The sequence below is a fragment of the Bradyrhizobium oligotrophicum S58 genome, assembly GCF_000344805.1.
Classification (GTDB): Bacteria; Pseudomonadota; Alphaproteobacteria; order Rhizobiales; family Xanthobacteraceae; genus Bradyrhizobium; species Bradyrhizobium oligotrophicum.
The window spans coordinates 7,439,393-7,454,028 of the sequence record NC_020453.1 but is presented as its reverse complement, the minus strand read 5'-3'; the positions used below and the strand labels follow the sequence as shown (position 1 = coordinate 7,454,028).

Here is a 14,636-nt window from a genome sequence, read left to right as displayed (position 1 = left end):
GTTTACCAACCAACGATTACCAGAAGACGATCACTCGAGATTTCCGCATGAACCTGTCTCCCCGCGAAAAAGACAAGCTCCTGATTTCGATGGCGGCCATCGTAGCCCGCCGCAGACTGGAGCGCGGCGTCAAGCTGAACCATCCCGAGGCGGTCGCGATCATCTCCGACTTCATTTTGGAAGGCGCGCGCGACGGCCGCACCGTGGCCGAGTTGATGCAGGCCGGCGCCCAGGTCCTGACCCGCGACCAGGTGATGCCGGGCATCCCCGAGATGATTCACGACATCCAGGTCGAGGCGACGTTTCCGGACGGCACCAAGCTCGTCACCGTGCACGAGCCGATCCGCTGAATTCTTGCATGTCATTCCGGGACAGCGCGGCGCGCTGGACCCGGAATCCAGAGATGGTTTGGAAATAATTGTTTGAGATTCCGGCTTCGCTCCTGCGGACCGCCCCGGAATGACGGAGAGAGACAACATGATCCCCGGCGAACTCTTCATCCAGGACGGCGAGATCGAGCTCAATGCCGGCCGCAAGACCGTGACGCTGTCAGTTGCGAACACCGGCGACCGGCCGATCCAGGTCGGCTCGCACTACCACTTCTTCGAGACCAATCCGGCGCTGAAGTTCGACCGGAAAAAAGCGCGCGGCATGCGCCTCGACATAGCGGCCGGGACGGCCGTGCGCTTCGAGCCGGGCCAGACCCGTGACGTGCAACTGGTGGCTCTCGCCGGCAAGCGCACGGTCTACGGCTTCCGTGGCGACGTGATGGGCAAGTTGTAAGCCGATGCTGACCGGGTTGCGCCTCGTCTCCGAAGCGGCCGAACTGGCAGCGCGCCGTCATGCTGGCCGGCAGCGCAAGGGCCGCGACGAGGAGCCGTACATCAATCATCTCGCTGAGGTCGCGAACATCCTGTCGATCGCCAGCAACGGCGAGGATGCCGAGCTGGTCGCAGCCGGCTGGCTCCACGACACCATCGAGGACACCGACACGACCCATGCCGAGCTGACCGAACGCTTCGGGGCACGCGTGGCTGATATGGTCGAGGAAGTGACCGATGACATGACCCTGCCGAAGAGCGAGCGGCGCGCGGTCCAGGTCATCGCGGCTCCCGGCAAATCTGATGGCGCCAAGCAGATCAAGATCGCCGACAAGATCAGCAATATCCGGACGCGCGTCTTCTTCGAGCCGGACCTCGAGCAGCAGCTCGAGCTGATGGAGTATCTCGGCTGGGCCGAGCAGGTGGTCGCCGGCTGCCGCGGCGTGAATGCGGCGCTGGACGCCCTGTTCGACGAGACCGTCGCCCATGCGCGGGGCACGCTGTGAGCGGTTCGCCGGCATCTCGAAATCAAGACAAGCAAAGCTAGTTGGGGGCCATCGATGTCCGTCAAGATCAAGCGTTCCGTCTATGCCGACATGTTCGGTCCGACCGTTGGCGACAAGGTTCGGCTTGCCGACACCGATCTGATCATCGAGGTCGAGAAGGACTTCACCATCTATGGCGAGGAGGTGAAGTTCGGCGGCGGCAAGGTGATCCGTGACGGCATGGGCCAGTCGCAGGCGACCAACAAGCAGGGGGCCGCCGACACCGTCATCACCAATGCGCTGATCGTGGATCACTGGGGTGTGGTGAAGGCCGACGTCGCAATCAAAGAGGGCATGATCAGCGCGATCGGCAAGGCGGGCAATCCGGACATCCAGCCCGGCGTGACCATCGTGATCGGCCCCGGCACCGACGTGATCGCAGGCGAAGGCAAGATCCTCACCGCCGGCGGCTTCGACAGTCACATCCATTTCATCTGCCCACAGCAGATCGAGCACGCGTTGATGTCGGGCGTCACCTCGCTGCTCGGCGGCGGCACCGGTCCGTCGCACGGCACCTTCGCCACCACCTGCACGCCCGGCCCCTGGCACATCGGGCGGATGATGCAGTCGTTCGACGCATTCCCGGTCAACCTCGGCATTTCCGGCAAGGGCAACGCCTCGCGCCCGGCCGCGCTGGTCGAGATGATCAAGGCCGGCGCCTGCGCGCTGAAGCTGCACGAGGACTGGGGCACGACGCCGGCGGCGATCGACAATTGTCTCTCGGTCGCGGACGACTACGACGTGCAGGTGATGCTGCATTCCGACACGCTGAACGAATCTGGCTTCGTCGAGGACACGATCAAGGCCTTCAAGGGCCGCACCATCCACGCCTTCCATACCGAGGGCGCTGGCGGCGGCCACGCCCCCGATATCATCAAGGTCGCCGGCCTGAAGAACGTGCTGCCGTCCTCGACGAACCCGACGCGGCCGTTCACACGCAACACCATCGACGAGCATCTGGACATGCTGATGGTGTGCCATCATCTCGATCCGTCGATTGCGGAAGACCTCGCCTTTGCCGAGAGCCGCATCCGCAAGGAAACGATCGCCGCGGAAGACATCCTGCACGATCTCGGCGCGCTCTCGATGATGTCGTCGGACTCGCAGGCGATGGGCCGGCTTGGCGAGGTCATCATCCGGACCTGGCAGACCGCCGACAAGATGAAGAAGCAGCGTGGCGCGCTGCCGCAGGACAAGGGCAAGGACAACGACAATTTCCGTGTCAGGCGCTACATCGCCAAGTACACGATCAACCCTGCGATTGCGCACGGCGTGTCGAAGCTGATCGGCTCGGTGGAAAAGGGCAAGCTCGCCGACCTCGTGCTGTGGTCGCCCGCCTTCTTCGGCGTCAAGCCGGACTGCGTGATCAAGGGCGGCACCATCGTGGCGGCGCCGATGGGCGATCCCAACGCCTCGATTCCGACGCCGCAGCCGGTGCATTACCAGCCGATGTTCGGCGCCTTCGGCAAGTCGCTGACAGCCTCCTCGGTGATCTTCACCTCGAAGGCGGCCATCACCGGCGGGCTTGCCCGCAAGCTCGGCCTCTCCAAGAAGCTCTATGCGGTGCAGAACACCAGGGGCCGCATCTCGAAGAAGAGCATGATTCACAACGATGCGACGCCGAACATCGAGGTCGATCCGGAGACCTATGAGGTGCGCGCCGACGGCGAGCTCCTGACCTGCGAGCCGGCCGAGGTGCTGCCCATGGCGCAGCGGTACTTCATGTACTAGGCTTCCGCCCGGTATCAGAACCAGAAAAGTACCGGGAGGACGAGTTCGTGATCTATGTCGTTGCCACCTTGACCATCAAGCCCGAAACCCGTGCGGAATTCATTGCCGCTGCGACCGCCTGCATTGCGGGGACCCGCAAAGAACCCGGCAATATCGCCTATGATTTGCATGAGAGCGTCACCGATCCGAGCAAGATGGTGTTCGTCGAGCAGTGGGAGAATGCCGAGGCCTTGGTGCCGCACCGTTCGACCGAGCACATGAAAACGTTCGGACGCGTTGCGGTCCAATGCATGTCGGCGCCGCCGAAGATCGAGATCATTACGCCCGAGAAGGTCGATGTCCGCTGAGCGGAATAAGAGAATGAGGATTTCAGCATGATCCGCGCCACCCGCGTGCTCGGGCAGCATCGTTGGAAAGAGGCTGCAGCCGATTCCGTCCTGCTCGATTTCGATGATCGGCATCGCCGGCGTCTGGTGATGACCGGTACGCGCGGGCTGGAGTTCCTGCTCGACCTCGAGCACGCCACCGCACTTCGCGGTGGCGATGCCCTGGTGCTGGAGGACGGACGGCTGATCGAGGTCGTGGCCGCCGCCGAGCCGCTGCTCGAGATCCGTGCCGCCGATCCGCATCACCTGGTGCGGCTCGCCTGGCACCTCGGCAACCGGCATCTGCCGACCCAGCTCATGGCCAAGAGCCTGCGCATCCGTCGCGACCATGTGATCGAGGCGATGGTCAAGGGCCTCGGTGCGCGCGTCATCGAGATTGAGGCACCGTTCGATCCGGAGGGCGGAGCCTATGCCGAGCCCAGCCATGCGCCTGGTCATGATGACCATGATCATCAGGGGCATGAGCATCATGGCCATGGTCACGGTCATGGTGACCACGATCATGCGCATCACGGCCACGGCCACGGCCACGCGCATGATGATCATCATCATGAGCATGACGAGCACTGCGGCCACGACCATCATCACGGTCATTCCCATGCTCACGACCACAAGTGAGCGAACGAGCTCCTTGGAGGTGCTGACCGAGCTCGAAGCCGCCGCGCTCTATCGGCTGATGACGTGGCTGTCGCCGGCGTTCCCGGTCGGCGGCTTCTCTTATTCCAGCGGCATCGAATGGGCCGTCGAAGCCGGCGACATCAGCGATGCCGCCTCGCTTCGCGGCTGGCTTTCGACGATGCTCACGGACGGGGCCGGCTTCTGCGATGCGGTTTTCCTCGTGCACGCGCACCGGGCGGTCGAGCTGGACGACATGGCGACCCTCCGCGAAGTGGCCGAGCTCGCGGCCGCCTTCGTGCCGTCGCGTGAGCGGCAACTGGAAACAACCGCGCAAGGGCGCGCCTTCATCGAGATTGCGCGTTCCGCCTGGAGCCGCGCTGGGCTCGACGAGGCCGTGGCGCAATGCGAGACCATCGTCTATCCCGTTGCGGTGGGATTGGTGGGGGCCATTCATGAGATCCCGTTGCGGCCGCTGCTGCACGCCTTCCTGCATGCCGTGACCTCGAACTGGATTTCGGCGGGCAGTCGTTTGATCCCGCTCGGCCAGACCGAGAGCCAGCGCGTGCTGGCTGCCCTCGAGTCGGTCGTGACGGCGACCGCGGCACGCGCCGCGTCAGCCTCGCTCGACGAGGTCGGCAGCTCCACGTTCCGTTCCGATCTCGCCAGTCTTAGCCACGAGACGCAGTATACGCGGCTGTTCCGATCGTGAGGCGCTGACGCAGTCCCTTCGGCCTGATGCTCCATCGCCAGCGGCCGGTTGAATTTGAATGCGCGGGTCCATGGACATTGCGATAAATGGGATCTGAGGATTTCGCTTCCCCCTTGGGAACGGCAGAAGGGCAATCAATATGGCTTCGTCTCATGGTCCGCTTCGCGTGGGCGTCGGTGGTCCGGTCGGATCCGGAAAGACCGCGCTGATGGATCTCCTCTGCAAGTCGATGCGTGGGCGCTACGATATCGCGGCCATCACCAACGACATCTATACGAAGTGGGATGCCGAATACCTCGTCCGCTCCGGCTCGCTGACCCCGGACCGCATTGCCGGCGTCGAGACCGGGGGCTGTCCGCACACGGCGATCCGGGAAGATGCGTCGATGAATCTCGCGGCCGTCGCCGACATGCGCGCCAAGTTCCCCGGGCTCGATCTGGTCCTGATCGAATCCGGCGGTGACAATCTGGCCGCGACGTTCTCGCCGGAACTGGCCGACATCACGATCTACGTCATCGACGTCGCCGCCGGCGACAAGATCCCCTCCAAGGGCGGTCCCGGGATTACCCGCTCGGACCTGCTGGTCATCAACAAGATCGACCTCGCGCCGCATGTCGGCGCTTCTCTCGAGAAGATGGAAACGGACGCCAGGCGGATGCGCGGCGAGCGCCCTTTCGTCATGACCAATCTGAAGAAAAGTCAGGGGCTCGACAGTATCATTGGCTTCATCGAGGCCAAGGGCGGCCTGAAAACGTCGGCCTGAGCGACTAATCTGCCGAGGTCGCCACATCGTTGCCGAACGTGTCAGCTGTTGTAGTAGACGCAAAAAAGCCTCACCTGGCGGAACAACTTATGCTCCGGGGTGTTGCCTCGACCCGGGGTGTGCCTCCCGCGAGGCGCATTGGCGGCTGGTGGGATGGCCGTGACCGGTATCATGGGATCGTTTCCGGTGATCGCTTCGATCACTTCCGCTCACCTCGAGGTGCGCGATACTTGAGTAGCAGGCCCGGTTATTGGATGACTCGTTTTCTCCTCCGCCAACCCTTCACCTTAGAGTAAACGAGTGCTTCGGCTGGGTGTCATCATCGGTGTGATCGCGCTGCTCGGGACGGCGCTATCCGGCTTGGCGGCTTACCGCGTTCATGACCAGGAACTGGCCCTCGACCGCATTGCACTGGCGCGCGCCATCGACGTCCATGCCAGCCTCGTCCAGGACCGGCTGACCGAGCGCGAGCTGCTCGCCCGGGTGGCCTCGGGGCTGTTCAGGGCGCCGTCGGTGATCAAGGCCAACATGCTCGAGCCGCTGCGGTCGTCGATCTACGCATTCAAGACCGATTTCGTGGTGGCGTCGTGGATCGCGCGGCTGCGGCCCGATGAGCTTCCCGTGGCGCAGGCCGAATTGCGCCAGGCGGGCTTTCCGAACCCGACCATCCGCAATTACGACGACACGCCGCTCGGTCCCAGCATCGATCGCCCGCTCGACGTGCTGATGGATCTGGAGCCGCGCAACGCCGAAACCTCGAAGCTTCCCGGCGTGGCGCTGGATCGGCAGCCGATCGTCGGGCCGATGCTGGCGAGGGCGATGGCGGAGGGCAAGCCGGTCGCGTCCGACCCGACGCCGCTGTTGCGGGTCGATGGTCCGATCGGGATCGTTCTGGCGGCCCCCGTGGTCCCGCAGGGGGCGACCGCGCCGGCCGGCTTCGTCACGTTCTCCTACGAGATCGGGCCGCTACTGCTCACCAATGACGATCTGTCGTTGTTCTCGGTCGCCTTGAAGGACCCGCGCAACGCCTCCGACGAACTGGTCGCCAACGACCAGGGGGCGGTGACCAACCGGACGCGTGGCCCGGACGATCCGGCGCCATCGTCGATCCGCACGGTGGCATTCGGCAACCATGACTGGTCGCTGGTCTACTACGCCAAGAGCAACGCGGTGCGGCGGGCGCAACAGACCGCGGCAATCGTGGGGGTGATCGGGCTGGCTCTGACCGGAATCATTTGCGGCCTGTTCGGCTATGTCGCCTACAATAATCTGCGATTGAGCCGGGAAATCCAGGTGCGGATCGGCTTCGAGCGCCGCTTGACGGCGGTCATCGATGAGCTCAACCACCGGGTCAAGAACATCCTTGCGGTGATCCAGTCCATCGTGACGCGGACGTTGCGCCATGGCAGCGATATCGACGTGGCCCGCGAGCTTCTGATCGGGCGCATCCACGCGATGTCGAACGTGGTGACGTTGCTGAGCGAGAGCCAATGGCAGGGCGTCCAGCTCCGCGGCCTGTTCGAGGCTCGCGCCATTCCGCATGCCGAGCGGATTGCCGTCAGTGGTCCCGATATCACGGTGAGCGCGCGGGCGGCGCAGAGCCTGTCACTGCTGTTCTTCGAGCTCGCGTCGCACTCTGACGAAGGGCTGTCGCTGGTCGGCAAGCACCCGCACATCACCGCGAAATGGGAAGTGACGGGCGAGGAGCCCAATTCCATGTTCAATTTCCGCTGGGAGGAGTGCAACACCAGCGAGGCGACGCGGCGGCCCGACAGCGATTTCGGGCTGATTCTGCTCGATCGCGTCGCCCCCGAGGCGCTCGGCGGCACGTCCAAGCGCTTCTTCACCGAGGCGAGCTACGTCTACGAATTGTCCGCGCCGATGGAGACCGTCATCGACATGACCGAGCGCGATCGTACCGAGCAGTTTTCGGCCCCTGTTCATCCATCGCGATAACTCGCGGTGGCCCTGGCCGAGCGCGAGTTTCGAGCAGCAGCCGTCGAGACAAGACAAACGAGACAATACAAATGAAGAAGAGGCGGCGTTTCCCTTTGGGAACGCCGCCTCTTCTGGCTTAGATGAAAGGCGCGATCAGCCGCCGCTGCCGCCGATCACGGCCCGTATCGTCTCGTCGGGGCCGAAATCCTCGGCGCCTTCGACATAGAGCAGTGCCGCGAGTTTCGAGCGCGCGCGGTTGACGCGGCTCTTGATCGTGCCCACGGCGCAGCCGCAGATTGCCGCCGCATCCTCGTATGAGAATCCGGATGCTCCGACCAGGATCAGCGCTTCGCGTTGATCCTGAGGCAGCTTCTCGAGTGCTGCGCGAAACTCTTCGAACTCGAGATGGGCACCCTGCGAGGGGTGCGTCTTGAGCGTCTTGGCGTAGTTGCCTTCGGCATCTTCGACTTCACGACGACGTTTGCGATAGTCGGAGCGGAACAGGTTGCGCAGAATCGTAAACAGCCACGCGGGCAGATTGGAGCCCGGTTGAAACGAATCGATGTTCGCCAGCGCCCGAAGCAGTGTCTCCTGCACCAGATCATCGGCGCGATCGCTGTTACCACTCAAGGAAATAGCAAATGCACGGAGGCTTGGGACGGCCGCGAGGATATCGTCCCGCAAGGAATCAGTGAGAGGCATTCACTCCCTCCCGTCGTTTTGGTCGTTGGATCCCCCGCCATTCTCCACGTGGGACTGAGCTGTCGGTCCATCAAGCTTGCGGATCAAATCCGTAAACCGATCCGGAACCCCCTGACGAACGACATCGTCGTACATCGCGCGAAGTTGATGACCGATTCTGGATTGGATCTCCGCGTTGAGTCCGCCGGGCTTACGCGGTGCCGCATTCCTGCTGGCTTGAGACTTTACATCTTTCATGACCTTTTCCACGTTTCCCCGAGAGTTAAGTCCCTGAAGCTTCAAGAATTATCCTCGCTGTCGAGGGGGTATGACCGGGAACTAATGCAACCGGGCGACAAAAGTTCCACGCGTGCGGGGAACTTTTCTTCGTTTCGAGCGTAATTAGCCCGTCATGGAACCCGGGCCGAAGCCCAGAATACCAAATGGAGTGGGGATGAGCCGATCACAGCTAGTTGCTGAACATTTGCCGTTATTGCGCCGGTATGCGCGTGCCCTCACTGGCAGCCAGGGTTCTGGAGACGCTTACGTCGGCGCGATGCTGGAGGCTCTGATCCAGGATCCGGAGCTGTTGGACGAGCGCTATGGCGCGCGGGCCGCTCTGTTCCGGCTGTTTACCCAGATCTGGAACTCGGTTGCACTCAATGATGACGCCGAGGTGGCGACGTTGCCGATGCCCCCGGAGCGCCGCCTCTCGAACATCACCCCACTACCGCGGCAGGCATTTCTGCTGTTGTCGCTCGAGGGCTTCCCGGAAGAGGAAGTGTCGTTCATTCTCGACATCGATGTCGCGGAAACCCGACGTTTGGCGGATGCGGCCGGTCGCGAGCTCGCGGTGGAGATCGCAACCGACGTGCTGATCATCGAGGACGAGACGTTCATCGCCATGGACCTCGAGAGCCTCGTCAAGAATCTCGGGCACAACGTCATTGGCGTCGCGCGAACGCATGCCGATGCCGTCGCGCTTGCCAAGAACAAGAAGCCCGGCCTGATCCTGGCCGACATCCAGCTTGCCGATGGCTCGTCGGGTCTCGACGCCGTCAACGAATTGCTGCGGACGTTCGAGGTTCCGGTTGTCTTCATCACGGCCTATCCGGAACGGTTCCTCACCGGTGAGCGCCCTGAGCCGGCGTTCCTGATCTCCAAGCCGTTCCAGCCGGCCATGGTTTCGGCCGTGGCCAGCCAGGCCCTGTTCTTCCAGCGCAACTCGCGCAACCGGATGCCGAAGCCGGCCGCCTGAGACACCGATTAACTTTGGTTATCTTTTTTCGGCGCGCTCCTGGTGGGCGCGCCGTTTTGTTTGGCGCCGGGTGCAAAATCACAGCGGTGCGCAGTCGAGCCTTCCCGAGCGGGGGCGCCGTTTCGGTCTGGTCTGTTCGACTAAAGCGTTGCTGCGCGGAGCTTGATGACGTCCGACGTCCGCCGAGGGGCGAAGACGACTGGCAAGAGCAAGGTCAGCTCACTATCGGCCAGCTCTGGCGGCGGTGGCGCAAACGGCTGCGCACGCTTGACCATGGCCAGCGCCTCCTGATCCAGCGCGGGGTCGCCGGTGCTTTCGACCAAGGCCGTGGAGACCAGATGGCCGGCGCGGTCGATACGGAAGACGACCTTGGCGGTCCCGCCTTCGTCGGTGGCCCGAGCCGGATAGCGGCGCTGAGTATTCAGCTGCCTGAGGAGGCTCTTGATCCAAATCTCCTTGCCGCCGTCGGCCATCCCAGGGGCTGGAAGCAGACTCATGATGGCCAGCGCCAGTCCGACCTTCCGCACCCCGCCAGCGAAACCCGACGTCCTCTGCATCTCCGTCCCCACGCGCAAGCAACAAAGCTGCAGCGGGGCCGACATATACCGTTGGGAGGGCTGAGTGGGAAGCGATGCCATATGCCAGCTCGACGCTGCAAAAGAATGCGGGGCACCGCCGGCATCACCACGGCGGTGCCCCGCGTCGCCGGTCAATGGGGCAGGGGGAATAACCGGCTGCCATGATGACGCACGGCCCAAGAAGTCGTTCCGAGGTGGAGCAAATATTTTCGCAAATGCTGCATGCGTTGACACACGGTTAAGTGATTTGCCCGTCCGAGAACCCAGTTGCTGCGACTTACGTTGGTATGCCGATCGCCCGCTGGCGGGGGAGCAGAGACAATGTCGCAGACTGGAAAAGTCGTCACCCTGGGCACACTCGCGGCTTCGGCAATGCTCGTGGGTGCGATGCAACTCGCCTCCGGGCACGATCTCGCCGCTGACCTGCCCACGCAGGCGTCCAATCAGGCGGAGCTGTCGGCGGGCGTGAACGATGTCAACCGGGCGAGCAAGGCTGATCGCGCTGCCGCGGTAGCGAACGCTGCGCCAACGCAGACGGTCTCCATCAAGCTCGCTGCGTTCACCGATACCTCGTTCCTGTTGCGGCTGCCGCTCGCCGGTACGGAGCTGCGGGATCGCCAGGGTGCGTCGCCGCAGGGTTCGCGGATCATCACCACGGAGACCGAGCGGCGCGATGCAAAGCGGCCGGTTGCCTGTGAGCCGTCCGTTTCCGTGCTGACCGAGATTGCAAAGCGGTTGCAACCGGGACGCTGCGTGACCTGAGCTATCGCTTGCGGTGACCCTCAGCGAGCGGATCTCTAGCTACAATAGGCGTTCACGATCCGAGCGCTGGCGACTATTCCGCCGGCTCCGCATTTTCCGTCATCTGGCTACGGGCGAGGAGGCCGAGCGCGAGCCCGCCCACGGCAAGAATGGGGATCAGGCGCTTGACCCCGATCATGCGCACGAGCTGCAGGCCACTGGCCAACAGCATCGGATCCGCGAGAAGCGACTGCGCGGCCGACCGTGCAGCTTCAGTCGGGCGGGGCATGCGCTTAGCGAGCGACCGCTTGCGGACCATGTAGCTGATCGCAGCGATCAACGTCACCACGAAGAATATGGCCGCACCCGCGAGGCAAGCTGCAATCAGGCCGTAGCGCTGGAGCACGGCGACGAAGGCGGCGGCGCAGAGGAAGCACGTCGTCACGAACAACCCCGCTGCAGCCGCAAGCGCGAGAGACGTGAGCCGGAGGGTGTGCCCGGTCGATTCCTTGACGTCTGCGATCAGGCGCTGAAGCATAGGTGCTCTCCCCACTTCTCTTGAATGGCAATCGGATAAATTCAAATCGGCGCCGCTTGCGGCGCCGACTCATCAGCTCACAAAGATCTGCGCGGCTGCTGAAGTGGGTCTCAGCGCCGCCACGCCGCGCCGATCAGAAATCCCAGGCCGAGCGCAAGACCTACGGTCGCCAGCGGGCGCTGGGAGATCACGTCTTCCAACCGCTCCTCCAACGAATTCGCAGCGTCCTGAGCCGCGCCCAGCATCGCGCCACCGCGTTCCGACATGTCGTCGAAGGTCTGGTCCATATTGTCACGCGCCTGGCGATAGCCGCTGCGGGCTTGCTTGCCGGCCTGGCCGGCGAAGGCGTTCAGCGCGTCGGTGATCTGGTCGGTGAGAGCTGCGATATCGTTCTTCACGGCGTGGACATCCTTCTGCAGGCGTTCATAGTTCGCTTTGTCAGTGAGATCCTTGAAGGCGGTCTCACCGTCGGTCGGTGACATGGGAATCTCCTGGAGCGAGGTTATATGCGTCTGATCGACAAACGCTGAGCGGGAACGGAAGTTCCTCGAATGAAACCGAATTAGTCCGGTGGCAGTTGCGGGGAAGTGTCTGGCAGCAGATGCTCCTTCATGATCAGCCCAACGATCAGGAGCGGCGATGCAAGGAACGCTCCCATCGGGCCCCACAGCCATGTCCAGAACGCGAGAGCAATGAACACGGCCAGTGCGTTGAGCGCGAGCCGTCGTCCGATGATCGTCGGCGTGACGAAATGGCCTTCCATGAAGGTGATCACGGCGAAGATCAGCGGCGCGACCATGCCACTGCTCAACGTGGGAAACGCGATCATGCCGACCAGAACGAGCACGGCGAACATCGCGATCGGCCCGATGATCGGAATGAAGTTCAGCGTCGCCGCGAGCGCGCCGAGGCCCGCGGGATTGGGCATGCCGGCGATCGCGCAGGCTATGCCCGCCGCGATGCCGACGCCGGTGTTGATGAGCGTGACGGTCAGCAGATAGTTGCCGAGGTGGAGCTCGAGCTCGTTCAGAATGCGCAGCGTCCGCAGTCGCGCTTCGTGATCGCCGAATGTCATGATCAGAGTGCGCCGCAGATCGCGCCAGCTCGCGATGAACAGAACGAGGGTGGCAAAGAACAGCAGGAATTCGGTGAAGGTCGGCGACAGGAATTCGATCGTCGGCTGGACCCAGTCGAATTTCGGCAGCTCCAGGCTGGTCGAGGTCTGCGCGCTTCCGCCGCCGATCGCCGCCTGCATCTCGTGCCACAACGCGAGCGGCCGGTCGAATACGTGCAGCTTGTCCTTGAGCTGCGCTGCAAGCTCGGGAAGTCGGTTGGTCCAGTCGAGCACCGGCGCCGAGATCAGGCCGATGATGAAGGCGAGCCCTGCGGCGACCGCGATCACGATCAGCACGGCACCGACGCCGCGAGGTACACGATAGCGTTCGAGGAAGTTGGCTGCGGGCGACAGCATCGTTCCGACGACGAACGCCATGACGATGGGAAGAAAGAAGCCTCTCGCAATGTAGAGAACGCCGGTCACACAGATGGCCGCAAGAATGACCAGCGTGATCGCGACGACCTCCGCCCGCTTGATCACGGGAGGGAGCTCGTGGTGGCTTTCATTCACGGCAGAGCCGTCATTTCCGCCCGCGAGGAGCCGCTCGGTGGGAAGTACACGCACCATGATTTCCCCCGACGGAGTTGACGCGCGTAGCTCGCGTTCGTGACGCCCTGCTTTACAGGCACACAACTGTCGAAGCTGCTGCGGGTTCCGTCGCGAGAACGTGAGAGCTGCCGCGCTTGACTGACGCAGAGCGACCACATCCGGGCCGGAACTGCGGCGAGGCGTTCGGCGTTTGGAAAGCAATCACGCATCGCACCGCGGTGCTCGTCTGACAGGGGGCATTCCATGACCAAGCTCGCTACCGGCCATCGCTGCGCGTCGCGGCGGACCGCTTCGTTGATCGCCGGCGTCGCCGCGCTCTTCGTCGCGGGGGCGCCCGCATCTCATGCACAGAGCCTCGGCTATGCGCCGGTCGAGCAGCAGGCGTTTCCGCCTGACGATGCAACGGGACCTGCGGTGGAGCAGGGCGAGGACAGTCAGCTGCCGGACCGTCTGCGTCGCACGATCGTCAATCTCGATACGCGGGAGGCGCCGGGCACGGTCATCATCGATACCGGCAATACCTATCTCTACTACGTGCTCGGCGGCGGACGCGCGCTGCGCTATGGCGTCGGCGTCGGGCGCGAAGGCTTCACCTGGTCGGGCGTGCAGACGGTGACGCGCAAGGCGGAATGGCCGGACTGGCACCCGCCGGCGCAGATGATCGCGCGTCAGCCCTATCTGCCGCGTTTCATGGCCGGCGGCCCGGGCAATCCGCTCGGCGCGCGGGCCATGTATCTGGGCTCCAGTGAATATCGCATCCACGGCACCAACGATCCGTCCACCATCGGCAAGTTCGTGTCGTCCGGCTGCATCCGCCTCACCAATGAGGACGTCTCCGACCTGTTCAGCCGCGTGCAAGTCGGCAGCAAGGTCGTCGTGCTGCCGAAGGGCGGATCGCTCCAGGCTCGTACCAACGTCGACCGCGCGCCGCGGGTGACGTCGCTGCCGTCCGGCCGGCAGGCGATGTCGCTGCCGGTCGCGGCCGTCAACTGATCTGGAGTGGAAATCATGAGAGCTCGACGAGCATTCGCTGCCATTGCGGTGGCCATCACCGCAACCGGGGGCGCTCTGGCGATGCCGGCCACGGCAGGCGCGCAGGATTTCTTCTCGGCGCTGTTCGGTGCGCCGCAGCGGCAAGCGCCGCAGCCCTACATCCGGATGCCGTTTGCCGACGAGGCGGCGCCGGTGCAGCGTTCGGCGCCGCGCAGCCAGCCGGTCTATTCCGGTGGCGGCGGCACGGCCTGGTGCGTGCGCACCTGTGATGGTCGCTATTTCCCGCTCGGAGCCACCGGTGACCAGAGCAAGGAGGCGGCGTGCAACAGCTTCTGCCCGGCGTCCAAGACCGAGGTCGTCTATGGCAGCTCGATCGATGGCGCCGAGACCGATGGCGGCAAGGCATATTCGGCTTTGCCGAACGCGTTCAAGTATCGCACTGAGATCGTCGACGGCTGCACCTGCAACGGCAAGGACCATTTCGGCCTCGCCAAGGTGTCGATCGACAGCGACCCGACCCTGCGCAGGGGCGACGTCGTTGCCAGTGACGAGGGCCTCAAGGTGGCCAACCGGACCGGCAGCGGCAAGCGCGCCGAGTTGAACTTCTCGCCGGCGCCCGCAGCGCTGCGCGCCAAGTATGAGCGCGCGCCGGTGATGGCCTCCGACTGAT

The 14,636-nt window shown here is 63.8% G+C and carries 19 protein-coding genes; 13 read left to right on the top strand and 6 right to left on the bottom strand.

The genetic code is table 11. The features are described 5' to 3' along the window. Window positions 1–47 precede the first annotated feature (47 nt). The 9 genes from S58_RS32270 to S58_RS32230 all read left to right on the top strand — a co-directional run bounded on the left by S58_RS32270 (window position 48) and on the right by S58_RS32230 (window position 7,529). Entirely contained in the window at window positions 48–350 is a 303-nt protein-coding gene (locus S58_RS32270) for an urease subunit gamma (protein WP_015669637.1), read from the top strand. A 127-nt stretch (window positions 351–477) separates the two neighbouring features. Beyond that, complete coding sequence (locus S58_RS32265; RefSeq protein WP_015669636.1) at window positions 478–783, top strand: urease subunit beta; 306 nt, start codon at window positions 478–480, stop codon at window positions 781–783. Between the two features lie 4 nt (window positions 784–787). Further along, entirely contained in the window at window positions 788–1,327 is a 540-nt protein-coding gene (locus S58_RS32260; protein WP_015669635.1) for an HD domain-containing protein, read from the top strand. Window positions 1,328–1,381: 54 nt separating this feature from the next. Further along, the gene (gene ureC, locus S58_RS32255) at window positions 1,382–3,097 is read left to right on the top strand and encodes an urease subunit alpha (protein ID WP_015669634.1); all 1,716 of its coding nucleotides are present in this window, start codon (window positions 1,382–1,384) and stop codon (window positions 3,095–3,097) included. A 47-nt stretch (window positions 3,098–3,144) separates the two neighbouring features. Beyond that, entirely contained in the window at window positions 3,145–3,444 is a 300-nt protein-coding gene (locus tag S58_RS32250) for a putative quinol monooxygenase (protein ID WP_015669633.1), read from the top strand. A 27-nt stretch (window positions 3,445–3,471) separates the two neighbouring features. Further along, on the top strand, window positions 3,472–4,101 hold the full coding sequence (ureE, locus tag S58_RS32245) for an urease accessory protein UreE (protein WP_015669632.1): 630 nt from the start codon (window positions 3,472–3,474) through the stop codon (window positions 4,099–4,101). After that, on the top strand, window positions 4,082–4,810 hold the full coding sequence (locus S58_RS32240; protein ID WP_042340362.1) for an urease accessory protein UreF: 729 nt from the start codon (window positions 4,082–4,084) through the stop codon (window positions 4,808–4,810). The genes ureE and S58_RS32240 overlap by 20 nt, the downstream gene beginning before the upstream one ends. Window positions 4,811–4,949: 139 nt before the next feature. After that, window positions 4,950–5,573: an urease accessory protein UreG gene (gene ureG / locus S58_RS32235; RefSeq protein WP_015669630.1), complete on the top strand. Its 624-nt coding sequence runs from the start codon at window positions 4,950–4,952 to the stop codon at window positions 5,571–5,573. Window positions 5,574–5,873: 300 nt separating this feature from the next. Continuing rightward, window positions 5,874–7,529 (top strand): CHASE domain-containing protein, encoded by a 1,656-nt coding sequence (locus S58_RS32230; RefSeq protein WP_015669629.1) that lies wholly within the window; start codon window positions 5,874–5,876, stop codon window positions 7,527–7,529. Window positions 7,530–7,664: 135 nt separating this feature from the next. On the opposite strand, the gene S58_RS32225 is transcribed toward S58_RS32230, so the two are convergent. Both S58_RS32225 and S58_RS32220 read right to left on the bottom strand, forming a co-directional pair. Continuing rightward, on the bottom strand, window positions 7,665–8,213 hold the full coding sequence (locus S58_RS32225) for a sigma-70 family RNA polymerase sigma factor (protein WP_015669628.1): 549 nt from the start codon (window positions 8,211–8,213) through the stop codon (window positions 7,665–7,667). Further along, complete coding sequence (locus tag S58_RS32220; protein ID WP_042341055.1) at window positions 8,214–8,450, bottom strand: NepR family anti-sigma factor; 237 nt, start codon at window positions 8,448–8,450, stop codon at window positions 8,214–8,216. It lies immediately after the preceding gene. A 196-nt stretch (window positions 8,451–8,646) separates the two neighbouring features. On the opposite strand from S58_RS32220, the gene S58_RS32215 reads away from it, so the two are divergent. Then, window positions 8,647–9,450 (top strand): response regulator, encoded by an 804-nt coding sequence (locus S58_RS32215; protein ID WP_042340361.1) that lies wholly within the window; start codon window positions 8,647–8,649, stop codon window positions 9,448–9,450. 140 nt (window positions 9,451–9,590) lie between these two features. On the opposite strand, the gene S58_RS32210 is transcribed toward S58_RS32215, so the two are convergent. Further along, the gene (locus tag S58_RS32210) at window positions 9,591–9,923 is read right to left on the bottom strand and encodes an energy transducer TonB family protein (RefSeq protein ID WP_244440676.1); all 333 of its coding nucleotides are present in this window, start codon (window positions 9,921–9,923) and stop codon (window positions 9,591–9,593) included. A gap of 426 nt (window positions 9,924–10,349) precedes the next feature. Here S58_RS32210 and S58_RS32205 point away from each other — a divergent pair, with 426 nt between their 5' ends. Further along, window positions 10,350–10,790, top strand: coding sequence for a hypothetical protein (locus S58_RS32205; protein WP_015669624.1), 441 nt, complete (start codon window positions 10,350–10,352; stop codon window positions 10,788–10,790). Between the two features lie 73 nt (window positions 10,791–10,863). Here the strand turns inward: S58_RS32205 and S58_RS32200 are convergent, their stop codons facing one another. The 3 genes from S58_RS32200 to S58_RS32190 all read right to left on the bottom strand — a co-directional run bounded on the left by S58_RS32200 (window position 10,864) and on the right by S58_RS32190 (window position 12,988). Continuing rightward, window positions 10,864–11,307, bottom strand: coding sequence for a hypothetical protein (locus S58_RS32200; protein WP_015669623.1), 444 nt, complete (start codon window positions 11,305–11,307; stop codon window positions 10,864–10,866). A gap of 110 nt (window positions 11,308–11,417) precedes the next feature. After that, complete coding sequence (locus S58_RS32195) at window positions 11,418–11,789, bottom strand: DUF883 family protein (RefSeq protein ID WP_015669622.1); 372 nt, start codon at window positions 11,787–11,789, stop codon at window positions 11,418–11,420. 80 nt (window positions 11,790–11,869) lie between these two features. Continuing rightward, window positions 11,870–12,988, bottom strand: coding sequence for an AI-2E family transporter (locus S58_RS32190; RefSeq protein WP_042341053.1), 1,119 nt, complete (start codon window positions 12,986–12,988; stop codon window positions 11,870–11,872). Window positions 12,989–13,216: 228 nt separating this feature from the next. On the opposite strand from S58_RS32190, the gene S58_RS32185 reads away from it, so the two are divergent. Together S58_RS32185 and S58_RS32180 are read left to right on the top strand one after the other, a co-directional pair. After that, the gene (locus tag S58_RS32185; RefSeq protein ID WP_015669620.1) at window positions 13,217–13,966 is read left to right on the top strand and encodes a L,D-transpeptidase; all 750 of its coding nucleotides are present in this window, start codon (window positions 13,217–13,219) and stop codon (window positions 13,964–13,966) included. Window positions 13,967–13,981: 15 nt separating this feature from the next. Then, window positions 13,982–14,635, top strand: a complete 654-nt coding sequence (locus tag S58_RS32180; protein WP_042340360.1) for a DUF2865 domain-containing protein — start codon at window positions 13,982–13,984, stop codon at window positions 14,633–14,635. Window position 14,636 lies beyond the last annotated feature (1 nt).

Excerpts from the sequence above, each read along its gene's own strand:
- S58_RS32270 (WP_015669637.1), top strand. The coding sequence starts at position 48 with ATGAACCTGTCTCCCCGCGAAAAAGACAAGCTCCTGATTTCGATGGCG.
- S58_RS32265 (WP_015669636.1), top strand. The coding sequence starts at position 478 with ATGATCCCCGGCGAACTCTTCATCCAGGACGGCGAGATCGAGCTCAAT.
- S58_RS32260 (WP_015669635.1), top strand. The coding sequence starts at position 788 with ATGCTGACCGGGTTGCGCCTCGTCTCCGAAGCGGCCGAACTGGCAGCG.
- ureC (WP_015669634.1), top strand. The coding sequence starts at position 1,382 with ATGTCCGTCAAGATCAAGCGTTCCGTCTATGCCGACATGTTCGGTCCG.
- ureE (WP_015669632.1), top strand. The coding sequence starts at position 3,472 with ATGATCCGCGCCACCCGCGTGCTCGGGCAGCATCGTTGGAAAGAGGCT.
- S58_RS32240 (WP_042340362.1), top strand. The coding sequence starts at position 4,082 with ATGCTCACGACCACAAGTGAGCGAACGAGCTCCTTGGAGGTGCTGACC.
- ureG (WP_015669630.1), top strand. The coding sequence starts at position 4,950 with ATGGCTTCGTCTCATGGTCCGCTTCGCGTGGGCGTCGGTGGTCCGGTC.
- S58_RS32225 (WP_015669628.1), bottom strand. The coding sequence starts at position 8,213 with ATGCCTCTCACTGATTCCTTGCGGGACGATATCCTCGCGGCCGTCCCA.
- S58_RS32220 (WP_042341055.1), bottom strand. The coding sequence starts at position 8,450 with ATGAAAGATGTAAAGTCTCAAGCCAGCAGGAATGCGGCACCGCGTAAG.
- S58_RS32215 (WP_042340361.1), top strand. The coding sequence starts at position 8,647 with ATGAGCCGATCACAGCTAGTTGCTGAACATTTGCCGTTATTGCGCCGG.
- S58_RS32210 (WP_244440676.1), bottom strand. The coding sequence starts at position 9,923 with ATGGCCGACGGCGGCAAGGAGATTTGGATCAAGAGCCTCCTCAGGCAG.
- S58_RS32205 (WP_015669624.1), top strand. The coding sequence starts at position 10,350 with ATGTCGCAGACTGGAAAAGTCGTCACCCTGGGCACACTCGCGGCTTCG.
- S58_RS32200 (WP_015669623.1), bottom strand. The coding sequence starts at position 11,307 with ATGCTTCAGCGCCTGATCGCAGACGTCAAGGAATCGACCGGGCACACC.
- S58_RS32195 (WP_015669622.1), bottom strand. The coding sequence starts at position 11,789 with ATGTCACCGACCGACGGTGAGACCGCCTTCAAGGATCTCACTGACAAA.
- S58_RS32185 (WP_015669620.1), top strand. The coding sequence starts at position 13,217 with ATGACCAAGCTCGCTACCGGCCATCGCTGCGCGTCGCGGCGGACCGCT.
- S58_RS32180 (WP_042340360.1), top strand. The coding sequence starts at position 13,982 with ATGAGAGCTCGACGAGCATTCGCTGCCATTGCGGTGGCCATCACCGCA.